The sequence below is a fragment of the Anaeromassilibacillus sp. D41t1_190614_C2 genome, assembly GCF_015558525.1.
GTDB lineage: Bacteria > Bacillota > Clostridia > Oscillospirales > Acutalibacteraceae > Anaeromassilibacillus > Anaeromassilibacillus stercoravium.
Genome location: NZ_JADMOD010000023.1, coordinates 22,244 through 42,305 on the forward strand (window position 1 = coordinate 22,244; position 20,062 = coordinate 42,305).

The following is a 20,062-nucleotide window of genomic DNA, read 5'->3' on the forward strand; positions in this document are numbered from 1 at the left end:
AGAATGGCATCTGTTGGAATGATCAGCCTCGGCTGTGAAAAGAACCGGGTGGACGCGGAGATGATGATGGCGCGTCTGCAAAAGGCAGGATATGAATTGGTGGACGACGCCTCCTGTGCGGATGTGGCGATTGTGAACACCTGCGGCTTTATCGAGGCGGCCAAGAAGGAGTCCATCGGGGAGATTTTAGAGCTCGGCAAGCAGAAGGCGGCCGGGCAAATCAAAGCGATCGTGGTCACCGGCTGCATGGCGGAGCGCTATCAGCAGGAGATCCGCAAGGAGCTGCCCGAGGCCGATGCGGTCTGTGGGATTGGAGCGGACGCCGACATTGTGGAAGTGGTGGACCGCACCCTGCGTGGCGAGCATCCGGAGCTGTTCCCCGAAAAGACGCTCCTGCCCCTGTGCGGGGAGCGCGTCCATTCGACGCCGCTCTACTCATCCTATATCAAGATCGCGGAGGGCTGCGACAACCGCTGTTCCTATTGTGCGATCCCATTGATCCGCGGGCCGTACCGCTCCCGCCCGATGGAGAGCATTCTGGAGGAAGCGAAGGCATTGGCGGAAAGCGGGACAAAGGAACTGATCGTCATCGCGCAGGATACCACCCGCTACGGGCGCGACCTATACAAGAAATGGATGCTGCCGGAGCTGTTACATAAGTTGGGCACCGTGGACGGCGTGGAGTGGATCCGGCTGCTGTATTGCTATCCGGACTTCATGACGGAAGAACTGATGGATACGATTGCGCAGGAGCCAAAAATTGTCAAATACGTCGACCTCCCGCTTCAGCATTGCAGCGGGCCGGTGCTCCGGGCCATGCGCCGCTTTGGGGACCGCGAAACACTCACGGCGCTGATCGGGAAGATGCGCGAGCGAATCCCCGGCCTGGTCCTGCGCACCACCGTGATTGCAGGCTTCCCCGGCGAGACGGAGGAGGACTTCGCGGAATTGTGTGATTTTATCAAAGAAATCCGCTTTGAACGGCTGGGCTGCTTTGCCTATTCGCAGGAGGAGGATACCCCCGCCGCCGAGATGGAGAACCAGATCGAAGAAGAAGAGAAACGCCGCCGCGCCGGCCGTGTGATGGAGACCCAGATGGGGATTATGCAGGATTGGGGCGAGGCACAGGTTGGCAGGGTGTTTGACGTGCTCACCGAAGGCTTCGATGAGGAGACGCAGTGCTGGTTTGGCCGCAGCTATGCGGATGCACCGGAGATTGACGGCAGGGTCTATTTCACGGCCGCAGACGCGCCCGCCCCGGGACAGTTTGTGCGGGTGCGCATCACCGCGTGTACGGACTGCGACCTGATGGGCGAAGCGGAATAGCGCGCCCCGTGGAGGTATCGATATGAACTTGCCCAATAAACTGACGGTATTGCGCATGGCGATGGTGCCGTTTTTCGTTGGAGCTCTGTTGTGGCAGGAGCTGCCGCACAACTGCTTGATCGCATTGCTCCTATTTCTTGCAGCGTCCTATACGGATCACTTAGATGGAAAGATCGCCAGAAGCCGGAACCTGATTACCAACTTCGGGAAATTCATGGACCCGTTGGCGGATAAGATCTTGGTGATTTCCGCCCTGGTTTGTTTTGTGAGCTTGGGGCTGATCAACCCCTGGTGGGTGCTGATTATCATTGCGCGTGAATTCCTGGTGACTTCCCTGCGGCTGGTTGCCGCGGACGAGGGTGTGGTGATCGCGGCGAACAAATGGGGAAAGGTCAAGACGGTCAGCCAGATCATTGCCATCGCATTGATCTTGGCGATGCAGTATGCACAGGAGCTGATCGCTGCGGGAACCCTTTCCGCTTTCTCGGTGGGAGGCGTACCGGGCGGGATGGTTTTCCTGTGGATCGGGGAAGCGCTCATGGCGGTTACCGTGTTTTTTACGGTACTCTCCGGAGGAATCTATTTAAAACAGAATTGGAAGGTAATCGGCAATTCGAAATAAGGAAAACAAAAGGCCGCGGACGCACTTGTTGCATTCCGTGGCCTTTTACGTTTTTCGGGATTGCTTTTTCTGCTTCTTTCGCGCACGCTTAAATCGCAGGAAAGCGATGTATTCGCGGAGCTCTTTTTTCTCTGCATCCTCAAATTCGGCGGGCAGAAGCATACAGTTTTCTGCCCTATGGAACGAATAAGGTTCATCCACCAAACCAAGCAGGTAGTCAAGCGATATATCGAATAGTTTTGCGATTTCCATTTTCATTGTGTCATCCGGAGCGCTGCGGTTTCGCTCATATGAAGAGATCGTATGGATGGATACGTTGAGTTTATCTGCTAAATCCTGCTGGGAAAGGCCGTGATCCTTGCGAAGTTCCTGGAGCCTTTCTCCTAACATGGTTTCCCCCTTTGTATATGCAATTTTGTTTGTTCATGCTTATAAATATTATAAATTTTTTATGGTTTTATACAATTAAATGAAAGAAATCTTATGAATTTTTCTTGACACTCATAAAATCCTGCGGTATCATTTAAATAATCCGGAAGAAACTTATGGGTTACCGCGCCCCCATAATCCGAGAAAAAGGAGGAAAAAACATGAAAGCCAATAAAAAGAGGATCGTCCTGTCGGCGCTCTCCTTGGTTTTGGTTTTCTGCCTGCTGGCAGGCGGAACCATGGCCTGGTTTACCGACACGGAAAAAGTGGCTGGCAATTTTTCTGCCGGCATTCTGGACATTGAAGTCAATCCGGACCCGGAGAACGGAAACTTTACGACCACGAAGCCGATGGAGTTTAAGAATCTCCGCCCGATGCTCCTTAAAAATTTTGACAAAGAGCTGGTGGAATACGATGAGGCGACGGAGACGTTCGCCGACGTCAACAATCTGGAAAACAACAACCAGGACCCGGAAAATTATCCCGAGGATAATCTGCCGATCTATTTCCGCCCGGTCCGCGTGGAGAACCGGGGCACCCTGCCGATCTACATTCATCTTGGCATGAATGCGACAGGTAAAGAAGATTGCACAGAGCCGGTGCTCTATGGCGACAACAAGTATGAGATCGACCAGGATCTGTACAAGGATAAGCCGTGTGAAAATACGCTCGAAGACGCGCTCAAGATTTTTGTCTATAAGAAGGATGGAGATACTTGGACGCGTTTGGAGAACATCAACCTCAACAAGGAAACGGCCACCTCTAACGAGAAGATCTGCTACGATCCCACCGATATCATCGGCGCTAACGAAGAGGTTACATACATCATCGGCGGATACCTGCCGCCTGAGGCGGGCAACGAATACCAGGGCCAGCATTATCACGGCGCTCTGGAAGTCTGGGCTCGTCAGGTGGATCAGGGCCCGTACGACCATGGTAACACCGGTGAAGATCCGGAATTTATTACCGTGGATGTACCAACAACATTGATAGACGTAACCGTTCCGGGAACTGGAGAAATCGTTGAAGAGAATCTTATCATTCCCATGAAATTTGAAAAGGGGACTACACAGGCGACGTCGGAAGAAGTTGAAAGTCAAATTAGACAATTCTTGGAGACCTATACCCATGAAGGGCAGGCATATGACTATGCCGGCTCTTATGCACCGCCGACGTTTGGTATCGTTGATAATGGTGATGGCACATATTCGGCGGACCTTGGTGAAACCTATGAAATTTTGCGTATAGATGTGAGTCCCAGAGGATAAAGGGAAACGAAATTTCTCTGAATCTGTAGCATGAATAGGTAAATCCTAGGATTGTGGGGTCAACTGTTACCTCATAAGTTTCAAACCTCTTTTCTTTGCAAAGAAAACCGTTTTCAAGTTTCCTTTCCCATTCTCTTTACATTTTCCGCCCGGCGGCATATAATAAAACGTACAGAATATGTATATTTTAAATGCAGCGAGCGGAAGAAGTACCTTTGGATTTTCCTGCAACAGAGAAAAAGCGCCATGGGCTGAGAGCGCTTTTGGCGGGTGCCGGAGGGAAATGCGTCCGTGATGCCGGAAAAGAGACCGGCAGTGCAGGCGGGGGGAAAGGATAGTATCCTCGCACGGCAGCCGCCGTTATCGGCAGCAACGAGATAGAAAACGGAGTGGAACCGCGGTTAAAAATCGCCTCCGTCCCTTTGGGGACGGGGGCGGTTTTTTATTGTTTTGGAAAGCAGGTGACAAGGGAAGTATGTTTGACCAGTTAAAAGCAGAGTTGGACTCCATTATGGAACGGGACCCGGCTGCGCGGAGCCGGTGGGAGGTCTATTTCCTCTATTCGGGCTTCAAAGCGGTGCGTTCTTACCGCAAAGCGCACTGGTTTTATCAGCATGGGCATAAATTTATCGCGCGTTGGATCAGCCAGCGCGCCCGGCATAAGACGGGCATCGAAATTCACCCCGGCGCAACCATCGGCAAGGGTTTGTTTATCGACCACGGGATGGGCGTCGTGATCGGCGAGACAACCGAGATCGGGGATAACTGCACCCTGTATCAGAACGTCACGCTGGGCGGCACCGGTAAGGAACAAGGAAAACGCCACCCGACCCTGGGCAATAATGTGATGGTGGGTTCCGGCGCCAAGGTGCTGGGGCCGTTCAAAGTGGGCGACAACGCCCGCGTGGCCGCGGGCGCAGTAGTCCTGGACGAGGTCCCGGCCAATGCCACGGCGGTCGGCGTGCCCGCGCGCGTGGTGCGGATCAATGGCGTCAAGCCCAACAGCCTCGACCAGGTGCATGTGGCGGACCCGGTTTCGCAGGAGCTGTGCCGGATGCAGGCCAAGTGCCTGAATTTGCAGACACGTTTGGAGGCTTTGGAAAAGGAGCGCGCCCGTTCTTCGGAACATCCGGAGCGCGAAGAGAGTGTACAGTAGCCGTTCCATAGAATGCCCCTGCCCAATGCATGGAAAAGACACGATGTGTCTTGTATTTTTCCGAAAAATCCCATATAATAACGGGTACTGGAGCGCACAGAACAATAAAGCTGGGAGGAACAAGGACAATGAAAATCTATAATACCCTGACGCGCCAAAAGGAAGAGTTTGTGCCGATCACAGCCGGAGAGGTGAAAATTTACGCCTGCGGCCCCACGGTGTACAATTACATCCATATTGGCAATGCGCGGCCGATCTGTGTGTTCGATGTGTTGCGCCGCTATATGGAGTACCGGGGGATGAAGGTCACCTATGTGCAGAATTTTACGGATGTGGACGATAAGATCATCCGCAAAGCGAATGAGGAGAACAGCGACTACCTCACCGTCTCCCAGCGTTATATTGAAGAGTATAAGACGGACGCCGAGGGCTTGAATGTCCGCCCGGCGACGATCCATCCGCTGGCGACGGAGAACATCGAGGAAATCATCAGCATGGTCGCGACCCTGATCGACAAGGGCTATGCGTATGCGGCGGACAATGGGGATGTCTACTTCCGCACCCATAAGGACGAAGGCTATGGAAAGCTTTCCCATCAGCCGCTGGAGGACCTGGAGGCGGGCGCGCGTATTGCCGTGGGCGAAGAGAAAGAGGACGCGATGGATTTCGCCCTTTGGAAGGCCGCCAAAGAGGGGGAGCCGAGCTGGGTATCCCCGTGGGGTAACGGCCGCCCGGGTTGGCACATTGAGTGCTCCGCCATGGCAAAGCACTATTTGGGAGAGACCATTGACATCCATTGCGGCGGGCAGGACCTGATTTTCCCGCACCACGAAAACGAGATCGCACAGAGCGAATGCTGCAACGGGGTGCCGTTTGCGCACTACTGGATGCACAACGGATATATCAACGTCGATAACCGCAAGATGAGCAAATCCCTCGGCAATTTCTTCACGGTGCGCGATGTGGCGGCGCAGTTCGGCTACGAACCCATCCGCTATTTGATGGTGGCTTCGCATTACCGCAGCCCCATCAATTACAGCGTGGAGGTCATCGAGCAGTGCAAGGCGGGATTGGAGCGCCTGTACAATTGCCGCGACAACCTGGCGTTCCTGCTGAAGAATGCCCCGGAAGGGGAAAAGGAGGGCGAGAAAGAGATTCGCCGCCGCTTCAGCGAATACCAGGATCACTTCATCGAGGCGATGGAGGACGATTTGAACACGGCGGATGCACTGTCGGCGCTGTTTGACCTGGCGAGGGACATCAATTCCACGCTGAATGCGTCCTCCGCGCCCAGCAAGGAGCTGTGTGCCTATGCGCTGGACCTCTTTAACGAGCTGGCCGGTGTGCTGGGCCTGCTCTACAACCAGAAGGACGACCAGCTTCTGGATGAAGAGGTGGAAAAGCTGATCGAGCAGCGCAACGAGGCCCGTAAAAATAAGGATTGGGCCACCGCGGACCGCATCCGCGACGAGCTGAAAGCGCGCCATATCGTTTTGGAGGATACACCGCAGGGCGTCAAATGGAAGGTTGAGGAATAAATCCGGTTTTGCGGCCCGGTGAGGACAACCGGGCCATGCGGCGCCGGGATGAAAAGCGGCTCCCGCCGGACTAACCAAGCCGGCGGGAGCGCGGTTTCTATGAGAAAAGGGGCGTTCCGATTGGCAAAGGAAAAGGAAAACAAGACGAATGTCATGCGGATCTTGGACAAGGCAAAGGTTCCGTATAAATTCTATTTTTACGAGCATGAAGACGGGGCCATCGACGGCGTTGCGGTCGCCCATAAGCTGAACCAGAATGTGGAGCAGGTGTTCAAGACGTTGGTGACGAAGGGGGCATCCGGCGCGTTCTACGTCTTTGTGGTGCCTGTGGCAAAGGAATTGAACCTCAAGGCGGCGGCCAAAAGCGTGGGGGAAAAATCCGTGGAGATGATCCACGTGAGCGAGATCAATAAGGTGACCGGCTACATACGCGGGGGATGTTCCCCCATTGGGATGAAGAAGCTGTACCGCACCGTGGTGGACAAGAGCTGCGAGGCCTTTCCCAGCATCATTTTCAGTGCGGGAAAGATCGGTGCGCAGGTGGAAGTAGCGCCGCAGGATCTGCTGCGTTTGGTGAATGGAACATCGGCGGAGATTGCAGTAGAGCCGTAAACAGATGCGGCAATGGGATGAGAGGGAGTGGAACCATGACGGAAACTTCGCTTTTGCAGGCGATTGAAACGATGATGGACCGAAAGCTGGAGCCGATCCGGGAGGATATGGCCCGCATGAAGCAGGATCTGTCCGGTGTCCGGCAGGAACAGGCGACGATCCGCCGCGATGTGACGGCGGACAGCCAGACGCTTGTCGGAGTCAAGCAGAGCCTGACGGAACTGAAACAAGGGAATACCGCCCTGAAGCAGGAGATCAACGCGGTGAAGCAGGAGACGGCAGACTCTAAACAAAAGCTGGTGGGCGTTGCACAGGACCTTTCCACGGTGAAGCAGGGAATTTCTGCGGTGAAGCAGGCGGAAGCAGAGCTGAAGCAGCTGGTGACCGGCGTGGGTCAGGATGCCGCCGGTTTAAAACAAGCTGTGGCGGCAGAGCGTCAGGAGTTGGCCGGATTCAAGCAGGAATTCTTGGCGGTGAAGCAGATGCTTTCCAATCTGGAAACGGTTGCTTCCGGGATCGAGCAGGATGTGGCGACGATCCGCCAGGACATTGCAAAGGAACGAAAGGCCATGGAACTCATGGCACAGAAGACGGTCCAGGTGGAGGCCACCCTGGAGAACGTTACGAATCCGCGCCTACAGACGGTGCAGGACAGCCAAAAAGAGGTGCAGTCCCGCCTGGATGCATTCGACCTGTTGGACGAAAAGCTGGAGAAAGTCCGCAGCATTGTGGACGTTTTGCGGGCGATCCGAATCAACCCGCAGTATTGATCGCATTGGAAACCGGCGGGCGGTTCCCGGCCAAGGAAGGGTCCGGGCCGCTGCGCCGGTTTTTGCTTTGAAAATGTTTGTGACAGCGGAGGAAGCCATGGAATATCAAAAAATCCGTGAATTGCAGGATTGGCCGCGCCAGGAGGCGTTTGACCATTTTTACCATCAGGTGGTCACAGCGGTGACCCTGACAGCGGACGTGGACGTCGCGCCGCTTCTACAGGCCTGCCGGGAGAGGGGGCTTCGCTTCTTCCCGTCCTTCCTGCATCTTCTCAGCCGCGTGGTCAACCGGCACGATGCATTTAAGATGGGGCATAATGCGGAGGGGGAACCGGTCATCTGGAAGCAGGTTTCCCCCTCCTACACGGTCTTTCAGGAGGAGGATTCCTCCTTTTACAGCCTCAGCACGGAATATGTCCCAGAGTTTGAAGCGTTTTACCGGCAGGTGGTCTTGGATATCGAGCAGAGTAAGCCCCTGCAAGGCCCGCGGTGGAAGGAGGAGCCGCCCAACCGGTTTTATGTCTCATGCATCCCGTGGCTGCACTATCGGGGCTTTAACATGCAGATGTACGGCGACGGGAAGTTGCTCTGCCCCATTTTTACGTGGGGAAAGTTCGAGCGCAGCGGGGACAAAACCGTGATGCCGCTCACCATACAGATTCACCACGCCAGCGCGGATGGGTTCCATATCGCTCAGTTGTTCCAGGAACTGCAATGGGAAGTGGACCACTTTTCAGAGGAACAGGCCGGCGCATAGCGAAAAAATTGGGCTGCCGAAAATCGTTTCCGGAATTTTCCGGCTTCGACAGGCTTCCGTGCCTTTCTCCCTTCCCCAGTGATACAATGGCGTGGAAAGGGGAGGAGCGAACGTGCAGATTGCGATCTGTTGTTCAATGCAGGAGGATGCGGATCATGGAACGTACCGGACGTATGGGCTAAAAATGGGGGATGTGCGTGTGGATGATATTTCCACCCATTGGCGTACAGTCGCCCGTTTGCGGCGCAAACTGATCAAAAACCAGGTTTCCCCGGTGCATCTGTGGGATGTAGTGGAGGACTTTTTGGCGGCGTGTTAGGCTGGTTTACCCGATGGAAAAGTTCACAACAAGAGAAAACGGCTTCTGTCCAGGGGATTCCCGAGACGGGGCCGTTTTTTCATGCGGCGGTCAATCGGCATGGGGCTGAGGCCGTTGCATGCTTTTTTTCAAATCGTTCGAAACAGGATTGAAAGAACCGCCTTTTTTCAGTATAATAGGAATGATTTTCGTCTATTTTAACGAATGATGGCAATGAAATGGGAAGGTTGTCTCAAGCTGCAATGCCAAAGGAGGAGCGCTATGGAATTGCAAAGGGGTATAAAACGTTTTGCAATAGGGTTGTTTTTGGTGCTGTTTGCGGTAGGGTTTGTCCCCCTGTCCGTATTTGCGGCGGAAGAACAGGGGGATGCGGATAAAATCCAAATTACATACTACTATTTTTCTTCCTGCGAGAGCTGTGAGGATGGCGAGAACTACCTGCTCGCCCTGGAGGGACAGATCGAGGACGCGATCTCCCCGGACGAATATGAATTCCATCTAAAGAACGTCTTTGAAGAGGACGCCTATGAGGATTTCATGGAACGTACCAAGGATATGGCAACGGACGAGTTCACCCCGGCCCCTCCCATGCTGGATGTGAATGGGACCTGCCTATTTGGGGTGGACGACATCACAAACAAGGCCCGCAGCGTGATCCTGGAGGAAAAGGAAAAACTGCGCACGGAAGAAGAGCGGCTGGAGAGCTTCCGCAATGTTCCGGCCGAGAGCTCTTACTTTGTGTATTTCTATGTGCCCGCCTGTGACGACTGTGAAAAGGTGCAGGTTTACCTGAGCAATATGGACAAGCAGTTTGCGTTGGAGCAGAACCAGGTCACCAATTTGCAGGTAAATTATGTCAACATGAGCGCCCTCGACAACGTGCCCCTGGCGCATTGGTTCTTTGACCAATACGGCGTGCCGGAGGACCGGCAAAAAGCGCCGGTCCTGTTCTATCAGAATGGCTATTTGCAGGGCTATGAGGACATCGTCGCCAATATGCCGAACATCATTATGAGCGGCGAAGCGCTGAACTGGGAGGACATCGACTATGTGCCGGAATCCCAGGTCGGGAGCTTTGGGTGGAATGATTGGGCCTTTCTGGTGCTCACCGGCTTTGCGAACGGCTTGAGTCCCTGCGGGATCTCGCTGCTCCTGCTGTTGTTTTCCCTGCTGCTGGCCAAAAATGCCAATATCCTCAAGCTGGGCTTGACGTTTATCACCGCGCGCTTTTTGACCTTTTTGCTGCTGGGGACGGTTTTGTACTCCGCCTTTGAGCAGATCAGCGCCATCCTTTCCCCGGTGGGAAAGGCTTTGCAAATTCTCATCGCAGTTTTGGCGGTGTTCTTTGCGATCCTGAATTTTATGGATTACTTTGCGGCGAGGAAAAACGAGTATGGGAAGATCCGCTTCCAATTGCCGCCCAAGCTCCGTGCATTCCAGCGCGATTACCTGGAGAACACCTTGAATTGCGGCGGCAAGTACCTGACGGGAACGGTCTTCATCGCGGGGATCGTCCTCTCCGTAGGGGAGTTCCTCTGCACGGGCCAGCTCTATTTGGCGTCGATCATCTATATGATGCAGCGGCAGACAGCCTGGGACATGACGGTCTTTTTGGCGTTTGTGGTCTATCTGCTTGCGATGTCCCTGCCGCTTTTGCTGCTGACCCTATTGGCAAAACGCGGTTCCCAGGTGTTGCAGCTTTCGGAAATGACGCGCGGGAAGCTGCCTTGGATTAAATTGCTCTACGGCGTGCTGTTCTTGTTGTTTGCCGTATTATTATTTGTATTCTTGTGGTGATTGCGATGTTTGGAAAGAAAAAAGAGAAATCGCCTGCGGCGCTGGGCTTCTCCCTGTTTAATCAGGAAGGGGAACGGACGGCGCAGCATGCAGCGGTATCCCTGCCCTTGAACCGGGAGGCGGTTTTGGAAAAGAGTATCGAGTTTTTCCAGGACCCCCATCCTTGTGCGATCCACGAAGGGGCTGTGCGGATGCGGATGTTGGGAGAGTTGGAGGCCTATCTGAAAGGGAAGGGCTTGGTAAGGCTCTCAGAGATGCCGGATTCCCTGCGCCATTACCTGGATTTGGAAGCTGAATATGTATATATTGCGCTCGACGAGGCGTAGCAGGATGCTTTACGCCGGCGCAGATCGGCAATATCGGGTGTCTGGAAAGTGTTTATCCAATCCTATCCAGTAGGGGTTGGTAATTTTTCACAATTCGCATTATAATCTTTTCATTTGTCCCTGTCTGCTCTATAATGGGGTGTAAGGGGGGATAAAGAATGGTTTATAAAGTGCTGGAAGAGACCGTCACCGACGAGGAGCAGGGACAGCGCCTTACATATGGCATCATTGCCGGAGCTGCTGTGGTCAGCGATATTTCCGATAAACGCGAAGCCGTGGAACGGCTTGTCGAGTTGCTGAATACGCGGCAGGTGCCCCTGATGCACTTTAAAGATGTGATCGAGGACTTCCTGACACGATAAAAGAAATCTCTTCTCAATCATTGATTGAGAAGAGATTTCTTTGTATGAAGCAAAAAGGTTTTGTGAATAAAAATAGAAACGCCGTCCAAAGGACGGCGTTTCTATTTAAGAGAGAAGAAAAGGAAAATTTATGAAAAAGAGAAGATCTTGTAATCGATTTTTCTGTTCCCCTTGGAACGATTATAAGTATAAAGAATCTTTGTGAACACTGCGTGAAATAGAAATGATCATTTTACAAAAATCAGATGGAAAATAAAAGAAGAAAGCTCCGCTGTACCTCCCATGCATAGGTATTCATTGCCAAAGAGGCGAAGAGGTCCATTGCCGCCCGTTCGATGGCCATACGGCTCCCATCGGCCTATTTATAAAGGGAGATTAAAAGGAACGGCATGGCTTTTCGTCCTACGAGAGAAAGAGTGCCGTTTCCCGTGTACAGCGTATCCTGACGGATACGATCTGCCGCGCATGTGGAGGCACTGTATACGGATATATGGAAATCAAACAAAAAGCCGGATTAAAATTTTATACGTGTTCCCTAAAAGGATGGTCGTATTTGGAACACTTTTGGAACACTATGTTTTATATAATCAAACCAAAGGCCAAAAAATTAAAAATTTTGTGCCAAAGTTCAGGAAAGGAGAAAGGAACATGAACAAAAGAGTATGGCGATCTGCGCTTTCTTTGTTGCTGGTCTTTACGCTTGTATTTACCAGTGGGCTTTCCGCATTCGCAGCAACTACGGAAAACCGTGCAGATCCAGCCGAAACAGCTGCCGTGTATCTCAGCGATATGGAATGGGTATCCGCTGAAGATGGATGGTGGCAGGTCCGGAAGGACCGGGACGTCAACGTACATAAGATTGTCCTAACAGATGAAAACGGAGAGGAGGTCCCGTTCGAGAAGGGACTCGGAACCAGTGGCAACGCGACCATTGTCTATGATTTGACGGGCTATGGTGCGCTGCGCTTCCAGGCGCAAATTGCCATTCAGTCGGATAACTGGTGGGGTGGAACGAGCTTTACGCTGAAAGCGGATGGCGAGGAGTTCTTTACCCAGAGTTTGACAAGCAGCAGAGGCATTACGCCTGTGGATGTAGAAATTCCGGAAGGCACGACCATCTTGACGATGGAAAACTCCGGCGGTTCCAATTCTGTTTGGGCGAATGCGCAGATTATCTGCGACCGCGCTGTGATGGACCGTTTGAAGACGCTGTCTGTGCAGCCGGAGGAGCCGGCCGTTGCTGTGGGGGATAGCACCAATCTGGTGATCTCCGCGTATTCTAACGGCCAGGAGAGCATTGCTCTCACCCCGGAACAGTGCACGTATTCGAGCAGCAATCCGGAAATTGCAACGATCGATCCGGATACGGGTGTCATCACCGGCGTCGCGGATGGCATTGCAACAATCACCTGCACGGTGGTGGATGCGGTTGACCCGAGCATCAGCCGCACGGCTACCTGTGAGATCATTGTTGGCGAAGGCGAAGAAGGCGCAACTTGGTCGGTCACATCGCCCGACGAGAATATCTCTGCCCTGTTCTTTATGGACGCGGAGGGCGCCATCCGCTTCTTTACCACGTACGGCGGCAAGACGGTTGTTTCCAGCTCCCCGACGGGCCTGGTGACCAACGCCGGTGATTTCCGCAACGGCCTCACCTTTGTAAGCCGTGAAGACGAAGAGGTCACGGATTCCTATGACCTGATCGGCGCGAAAGTGAACCATGTGGACACAACCGCCAACCAGATGACGCTGAACTTCACAAAGGACGGCGCCTCTTACAGCATCATTGTGCGCGTTTATGACGACGGCATGGCGCTCCGCTATGCAATCGAGACCGAGGACGGCCAGGAGCTCACCATTTCTGAGGAAAATACGGGCTTCCAGCTTGCCAGCGGCTCTGTCGCACAAGCGATGGAATATGAATATGCAAATGAGTCGGTTGCGCAGGAAGAGGAAGCACACAGACTGCGCGGCGGCTACTGCATGCCGCTCCTCTATGAGACCACGGACGGCGTTTGGGCGCTGCTTTCCGAAGCAGACCTGAATTCGACCTACTGCGGCGCACAGCTTGTGGGCGACGGCACCGGTATGCTGAATGTAGAATTCACGCCGGAGCAGACGGAAGACGTTGTTACGACTGCACCGTTTACCTCCCCGTGGCGCTTTGCCGTCATCGGCACGCCGAAGGCCATCGCAGAAAACACCATGGCAGAAACCTTGAGCGAGGACTGCCAGCTGGAAGACACCAGTTGGGTCCAGCCGGGCACCGTGGACTGGACGTGGCTGAACGGCGATCTCCGCCATACCGACCCGAACGTGGACTTCGAAAACGATGCGTTGGACATTTATAAGGAATATGTCGACTTCGCGGCAGAGATGGGTTGGGAATACCAGCTGCTGGACGAAGGCTGGCAGAGACAGAACAGAGACCCGGATGATGATTCCATTTACAAGGGCTATTACGATTGGACGGAAGAGCTGATCGATTATGCCAATGAGAAGGGTGTCGGCCTGATTGTCTGGGCGAACAGCGCAGACCTGGATACCCCGGAAGAGCAGGAAGAGCGCATCACCGAATGGGCGCAGATGGGCTTCAAGGGCGTCAAGCCGGACTTCTTTGATTCCCAGTCCCAGGATACGATCCTGCAAATTGAAAACCTGATGAAGGTTACAGCGGAAAACCACATGCTGCTGAACCTGCACGGCGCAGGCAAGCCGACCGGTGAACGCCGCACCTATCCGAACGTCATTTCCCGTGAGGCGGTGTTCGGTGCAGAGCAGTATGACTTTATCCCGGACAACGTGAGCGCGCGCCACAATTGCACGCTTCCGTTTACCCGCAACGCAGTAGGCCCGATGGACTACACCCCGATGGCTTCTTACGGCGTAAGCGGCGACCATCGTCAGTTTACCCTGGCGCATATGGCTGCCCTGCCAGTCGTATTTGAAGCTGGCGTGCAGTGCATGGCGGACAAGCCCGACGTTTATCGCGCACATCCGGCCTATGAGCATTATTTCAAGAACATGCCCTCCGATTGGGATGACTCCATCCTGGTGGACGGCGAGCCCGCAGCGTATGTAAACTTCGCACGCAGAAGTGGGGACGACTGGTATCAGGGCATCATCTGCGATGCAGCCCGCAATGCAGAGTTCTCCCTGGACTTCCTCGGCGAGGGAACCTACACCGCATACATCTATACGGATGGCGAAGATCCGATGGAGACCGTCGACGAAGAGATCCGCACGGTCACCAAGGACGACACGCTCAATATCCCGCTTGCAGAGACGGGCGGCGCGGCAATCCATTATGTTAAGACAGCCGAAGAAGAGCCTGTTTGGGATACCAACGCACTGTACTCGATTCTTTCTTCCCTAAAGGATGCAGGCATCGAGGTCAACAGCAACAATACCAGCCCTGGGGCGATCGTTGACCTGTGGTGGAACTTCGCTGGAGATTCCCTGTTCTGGCGCTTGATCCCGGATGCAAATCAGGAATACTATCGCATTCAGCCCGGCAGCACAACGGCTACCGTTTTGATGCCGACCGATTCGGAAGTGGCAGTCAATACCAAGCTGACCGTCGGCAACATCGACGATGCAGACGATTCCCAGTGGTGGAAGATCGTAGAAGCGGAGGATGGCACGTATCGCATTCTGAATAAGAAGGCGGAATTGGCAGGAACGCCGCTCTATATCGCAACGGATAGCGATTCCACGACGGACGGCGCACCGATCGTTTTGGCGGACGAAAGCGCTGCTTCCAGCAAGTGGAACCTGGTGAAAAAAGAAGAGCCCGAGCCGGAGCCTGTGGAGCCGGCAGCAGAAATCAAGGTTGACCAGAGCCTGCTCAACGTGGGCGATGTGACCGATGTAACGGTTTCTGTAACGGACAGCAACAGTGAAGAAGTCACAGAATACACCGTAGAAAGCAGCAATCCGGCCGTTTTGGAAGTCACCCGCACGGCGGATGGCATTACCGCAGAAGCACTGAGCAATGGCACTGCCTCGATCGTCGTTCGTGCAGATCTGGGAGATGGCGTCGTTGTGGAAGGCTATGCACAGGTGATTGTTGGAACCGAACCCGTGGAAGGCAGCGTCTATGAGGTTGCCGCTCCGAATGCGGACGTAAAAGCATTGGTTGCTTATGACGCAGTCGCTGGCACAGTATCCTATCTGGCAAGCAAGGACGGCGAAGTCATGGCCGGCGTATCGGGGACAGGCTTGATGACCAATATGGGCGATTTCCGCAGCGGATTGGTCCTCGGCGAAGTCACCACCAGAGAGGGCAATGATTCCTATGACCTCCTCGGCGGCAAAGTAAAGCATGTCGATAAAGACTACAATGAGACCACGTTCCCGTTCACCAAGGACGGCGTGAACTACAGCATCATCTTCCGCGCATACGACGAGGGCGTTGCCCTGCGCTATGCGATCGACGGAAACGGCGATGAACTGCAAATCACCGAAGAGTTCACCGGCTTCCAGCTCCCCGAGGGCTATCAGAAGCTGTGGGGCCAGAGCATCGGCGACAACTCCAGCGTTGCCAACGAATGGCCGCACAGAGAGTATAGCAACCGTTCGAGACTGGATGGACAGAACTTCAATATGCCGTTGCTGTATGAGTCCGAGAGCGGCGCTTACGGCCTTTATTCCGAAGCAGACCTGATGACCGGCACCTATTGCGGTTCCGTGCTCGCAGGCGGCGAGGATGGCATGCTCACCGTGAAGTTTGCACCGGAGCAGGCGGCAGAAGGCCCGGTTGTCACGACGGCGCCATTTACGTCCCCGTGGCGTTTCCTGGTGATGGGCGATCTGGCAGAGATTATGGACAACACCATGCCGGAAAACCTGAGCCCGGACAGCGTGATCGAAGATACCAGCTGGATTGAGTCCGGCGTCTCCAACTGGACCTGGTTGAACGGCGACCTGCGCCATGACCAGATCCCGGCAGATAAGTTTGAAACCGAAGGCCTGCGCATCTACAAGGAATATGTAGACTTTGCAGCAGAGATGGGTTGGGAATACCAGCTCCTCGATGAAGGCTGGATGATCCCGTACAACCGCACCGAAAATAAGGAAGAGCAGCCCGGCTATGATCCGGATGCACCGGCTGGCCAGCGCTATCTGGGCTATTATTCCTGGACAGAAGAACTGGTTGAATATGCAAAGAGCAAGGGCGTGAAGCTCCTTGTTTGGGTGCATAAGAACGATATTGTCACCGAGAAACAGCGTGAGCGCATTGCATACTGGGCGGATCTTGGCATCGCAGGCATCAAGCCGGACTTCTTTGATTCCGCAACACAGTCCACTATGCAGCTGTATGATACGCTGCTCAAGCTGACCGCAGAGAACCATATGATTATCAACCTGCATGGCACCGTAAAACCGGCAGGTGAACGCCGTACCTATCCCAACGCTTTGACGAGAGAAGCTGTTGGCGGCGCAGAAGGCTATGCAGTAAGCGACTGGCGCGACCCGAACGATTACGGCGGCGGCTCCTATCCGTGGGGCGGCGATTTGACCGCTGCAAACAACTGCGTGATCCCGTTCGCGAGAGGCGCAGTCGGCCCGCTGGATTACACCCCGATGGCATCCTTCGGCGCATTGAACAACGTGCGTTTTGGCCCGACGGATCCGGATACCGGAAAGCCGCAGGAATTTGACAACCCGCCGTTGTTTACTCTGGCACATATGTATGCCCTGCCGATCATTTATGAGAGTGGCATCCAGTGCCTGGCGGATAAACCGTCGGTTTATAAAGCAATCCCCTACTATGAGCAGTATTGGAAGGACATGCCAGCCTCCTGGGATGAGAGCAAGCTGATCGACGGCGAAGTTGGCGAACTGGTCGAGATGGCAAGACGCGATGGCGACGATTGGTATCTGGGCGTTATCTGCGCATATGAAGAGACCAAACCGGTCGACATCGATCTGGACTTCCTGGGCGATGGCACGTACACCGCGTATATCTACAGAGATAACCCGGACAACCCGCTCGATTTGGATGAGCCGATGAACGGCCTGATTGCTGAGACGAGAACGGTTACGAGTGCAGATACTTTGACGCTCGAACTTGCTGGCCTCAATACCCCGGTTCTGGAGTATGAGTTCAAACAGGCGGACGGCAGCACGGTTACGGCACACAGCCGCAGCGACCTGACGACCTCCGGCGGTGCAGCAATCAAGTTCGTGAAGAACACCACTCCGAGCGAGCATATGCTGACGGTCACCTTCCCGAACACGGTGGAACTGAGCATCGACGGCGAGAGCCAGACGATTGCCAACCTGATCGGCGCGTATAAAGACGTCGTGATGGCGGACACCGAACTCAACCTGACCTTCACGCCGAGAGTGGATGGCAGAGAAATTGCAGGCGTCACCGTGAACGGCGAAGCAGTTGAAGACTTTGACATCAATGAATTTGTTTACAACCTGACCATGCCGAACGCGGACACCACGATCGAGCTTGGCTTCACAGTGGTAGACAAGCAGAACCTGCGCGCTGCCATTGAGATTGCAGAGGGCCGGGCGGACGAAGCTGCGGAAGCAGTGGAATCCGTACAGGAGAAGTATGAAGCAGCCTTGCAGGCGGCGAAGGACGTCGAAGCCAAGAAGACTGCAACGCAGAACGAGATCAACACCGCATGGAGCGACCTGATCGACGCGCTGCATTATCTGAGCTTTGTGGCAGGCGACAAGAGCCAGCTGGAGATCCCGATGGAGATCGCAGAGTCCATCAACCGCGACCTGTTTACGCCGGACAGCCTGACAGCGCTGGACGAAGCGTATGCGGCAGCACAAGACCTGCTGGACGACGAAGAAGTCCTGGAAGCGGACATCACCGCAGCGGTGGATGCGCTGTATGACGCCATTTATGGCCTGGTCTACCGCGCAGACGTCACCGAGCTGGAAGCGCTGGTCAACAAGGGCGACGGCATTGTCGAAAATGCAGACCAGTACATCCAGAACGACGCATGGACAAGCTTTGAGACCGTCCTGGCCGAAGCAAAGACCGTGCTGGAAGATGCAAACGCAACGCAGGATGCGGTGGATACCGCAGCAGAAGATTTGGCAGCGGCGATCTCCGCCCTGCGCCTGATCCCGGATAAGGATGCTCTGGAAGCATTGATCGGGGAAGCCGAGGCAATCAATACCAATAAGTACACGGCAAAGAGCGTAGCAACGATGAAGGCCGCATTGAGCACCGCGAAGGCAGTCCTGAACGACGCAGAAGCAACTGAGGAAGAGGTTGCAGACGCTGTGGAAGCGCTGGAGAACAGCATCGACAGCCTGGTCGAGAAGACTACCTCCACGAGCTCGAAGAACAGCGGCAGCACGTCCGCGAACGTTGGCAATGCATATGGCACCGCAGGCGTCGTATCCGCAAGCCAGAACGTAGCGGCGAGCGCATATGTCGTTTCCGACACGACGGTCAACTTCACCTTGAAGAGAGGCAGCGCATACTGCTTCAAGATGACGGTGGTCAACGGCAACGCCATGACGCCGGGCTTCACGGTCGGCAACGGCGATGTGCTGAAGACGCAGTTCGTGGCGAAGGTTGGCAACGACTACTATTACAGAGTCTATGCCACCGGCACGCCGGGCCAGAGCACGGGCGTTTACACCACCCTGCCGGGCCAGAACGCAGTGAAGCACTGTGCCGTGACGATTGGCTAATCGGAAATAGTAAAATAAAAGGGAAAGATTTTTCCCTATAAACAACGAGGGCCCAGCCCGGGAGTTTTCCCGAGGCGGGGCCCTTTTCTATATTTCGTGCTTTCCTTTTTCATATCTAATGCAGAACGATGGCTTCCTGTCTTTAGGAATTTTTTCGCTTTCTTCTGTAGGGCTTCCCCTATAGAGCGGAACATGCCATAATTGCGGTTTGCTTCCGTGGTTGCCGCCGTAGGCGTGTCCAGACCGGAGGTCCGCGAAAGGCACTGTGTGCCCGCGAAGGACGCTGCGCGTCCGATTGCCTGAGCGCAATAAGCAAAATTGTAGAGGAAATGCAAGGACTCCAACAGATCAAATATATCTGTGAAGAAGATGACTTTCCTTTACAATGTGAAGAATATGAATAAGCAAGTATTTAAGCTCTCCTTCTCAAAAAATGTTAAAATATAAGGAATCCCCCCTGTTCCGTGTTTAGGAACAGGGGGGATTCCTATTTGATCGAAATATTTGCATGGGCTACAAAGTGGAGAAATTCCTTTTGGCCGTGGGGCTCTTCTTTAATTGTAGTGTCACAATATGGGGCAAGATAAATGCACATTATATAAGAATCCAGCGCTTTTATTAGGAAAGCGCCATTTCCTTGTCTATAAAAGGGAGGTGGAATTGCAAGTGAATATACGAAAAATGGACCAATCGTGTGTAAGCCTGTTATCCGGTCGTGTTGGGGGCATTTCTCTAAAGGCGGGCACATAGTGCCTCTCGCGCCTACGGCGGGCACGCAGTACCTTTTCGCGCCTACGGCGTTCCCTACAGAAGCAAGCGAAAAACTTCCTAAAGACAGGAAGCCATCGTTCTGCATCCGATCTGAAAAAGAAAAGCACGGAATATAGAAAAGGGCCCAGACTCGGGAAAACTCCCGGGCTGGGCCCTCATTGCTTATAGGGAAGACACCTTCCCTTTTATTTTGTTGTTTCCGATTCGCCAATGGCTACCGTGGACGCACAGCGTCTTTTCGCGGGCACGCAGTGCCTTTTCGCGCCTACGGCGGGCACACAGTGCCTCTCTCGCCTACGGCGTTCCCTACGAAAGCAAACGGAAAAGAGTTT

Annotated in this window: 14 protein-coding genes; 13 read left to right on the top strand and 1 reads right to left on the bottom strand. The window is 54.0% G+C overall.

All coding sequences use genetic code 11. The annotated features are described in order from the left end of the window. The first annotated feature begins 3 nt into the window (after positions 1 to 3). Together rimO and pgsA are read left to right on the top strand one after the other, a co-directional pair. Positions 4 to 1,326 carry a 30S ribosomal protein S12 methylthiotransferase RimO gene (gene rimO / locus I2G69_RS13555; protein ID WP_195560948.1) on the top strand — a complete coding sequence of 441 codons (1,323 nt, stop codon included), beginning with the start codon at positions 4 to 6 and terminating at the stop codon, positions 1,324 to 1,326. 22 nt (positions 1,327 to 1,348) lie between these two features. Next, complete coding sequence (gene pgsA / locus I2G69_RS13560) at positions 1,349 to 1,948, top strand: CDP-diacylglycerol--glycerol-3-phosphate 3-phosphatidyltransferase (RefSeq protein WP_087234255.1); 600 nt, start codon at positions 1,349 to 1,351, stop codon at positions 1,946 to 1,948. 45 nt (positions 1,949 to 1,993) lie between these two features. Here pgsA and I2G69_RS13565 read toward each other — a convergent pair whose 3' ends face one another. After that, on the bottom strand, positions 1,994 to 2,338 hold the full coding sequence (locus tag I2G69_RS13565; protein WP_195560949.1) for a helix-turn-helix domain-containing protein: 345 nt from the start codon (positions 2,336 to 2,338) through the stop codon (positions 1,994 to 1,996). Between the two features lie 200 nt (positions 2,339 to 2,538). On the opposite strand from I2G69_RS13565, the gene I2G69_RS13570 reads away from it, so the two are divergent. From I2G69_RS13570 to I2G69_RS13620, 11 genes are all read left to right on the top strand, one after another. Further along, the gene (locus I2G69_RS13570) at positions 2,539 to 3,645 is read left to right on the top strand and encodes a TasA family protein (RefSeq protein ID WP_195560950.1); all 1,107 of its coding nucleotides are present in this window, start codon (positions 2,539 to 2,541) and stop codon (positions 3,643 to 3,645) included. Positions 3,646 to 4,120: 475 nt separating this feature from the next. Next, complete coding sequence (gene epsC, locus I2G69_RS13575) at positions 4,121 to 4,801, top strand: serine O-acetyltransferase EpsC (RefSeq protein WP_195560951.1); 681 nt, start codon at positions 4,121 to 4,123, stop codon at positions 4,799 to 4,801. A gap of 128 nt (positions 4,802 to 4,929) precedes the next feature. Beyond that, positions 4,930 to 6,339, top strand: a complete 1,410-nt coding sequence (gene cysS / locus I2G69_RS13580) for a cysteine--tRNA ligase (RefSeq protein ID WP_087234247.1) — start codon at positions 4,930 to 4,932, stop codon at positions 6,337 to 6,339. Positions 6,340 to 6,492: 153 nt separating this feature from the next. Further along, positions 6,493 to 6,951, top strand: coding sequence for a Cys-tRNA(Pro) deacylase (ybaK, locus tag I2G69_RS13585; protein ID WP_242969690.1), 459 nt, complete (start codon positions 6,493 to 6,495; stop codon positions 6,949 to 6,951). Between the two features lie 35 nt (positions 6,952 to 6,986). Continuing rightward, on the top strand, positions 6,987 to 7,721 hold the full coding sequence (locus tag I2G69_RS13590; protein WP_195560952.1) for a hypothetical protein: 735 nt from the start codon (positions 6,987 to 6,989) through the stop codon (positions 7,719 to 7,721). A gap of 97 nt (positions 7,722 to 7,818) precedes the next feature. Next, positions 7,819 to 8,478, top strand: coding sequence for a CatA-like O-acetyltransferase (locus tag I2G69_RS13595; RefSeq protein ID WP_195560953.1), 660 nt, complete (start codon positions 7,819 to 7,821; stop codon positions 8,476 to 8,478). A 112-nt stretch (positions 8,479 to 8,590) separates the two neighbouring features. Next, entirely contained in the window at positions 8,591 to 8,797 is a 207-nt protein-coding gene (locus tag I2G69_RS13600) for a DUF6514 family protein (RefSeq protein ID WP_087234241.1), read from the top strand. Between the two features lie 261 nt (positions 8,798 to 9,058). Next, positions 9,059 to 10,594, top strand: a complete 1,536-nt coding sequence (locus I2G69_RS13605) for a hypothetical protein (protein ID WP_195560954.1) — start codon at positions 9,059 to 9,061, stop codon at positions 10,592 to 10,594. A gap of 5 nt (positions 10,595 to 10,599) precedes the next feature. Further along, positions 10,600 to 10,920: a hypothetical protein gene (locus tag I2G69_RS13610; protein ID WP_087234235.1), complete on the top strand. Its 321-nt coding sequence runs from the start codon at positions 10,600 to 10,602 to the stop codon at positions 10,918 to 10,920. A gap of 158 nt (positions 10,921 to 11,078) precedes the next feature. Beyond that, entirely contained in the window at positions 11,079 to 11,282 is a 204-nt protein-coding gene (locus I2G69_RS13615; RefSeq protein WP_087234232.1) for a DUF6514 family protein, read from the top strand. 648 nt (positions 11,283 to 11,930) lie between these two features. Then, positions 11,931 to 18,959, top strand: a complete 7,029-nt coding sequence (locus I2G69_RS13620; RefSeq protein ID WP_195560955.1) for a glycoside hydrolase family 97 catalytic domain-containing protein — start codon at positions 11,931 to 11,933, stop codon at positions 18,957 to 18,959. The last annotated feature ends 1,103 nt before the right edge of the window (positions 18,960 to 20,062 follow it).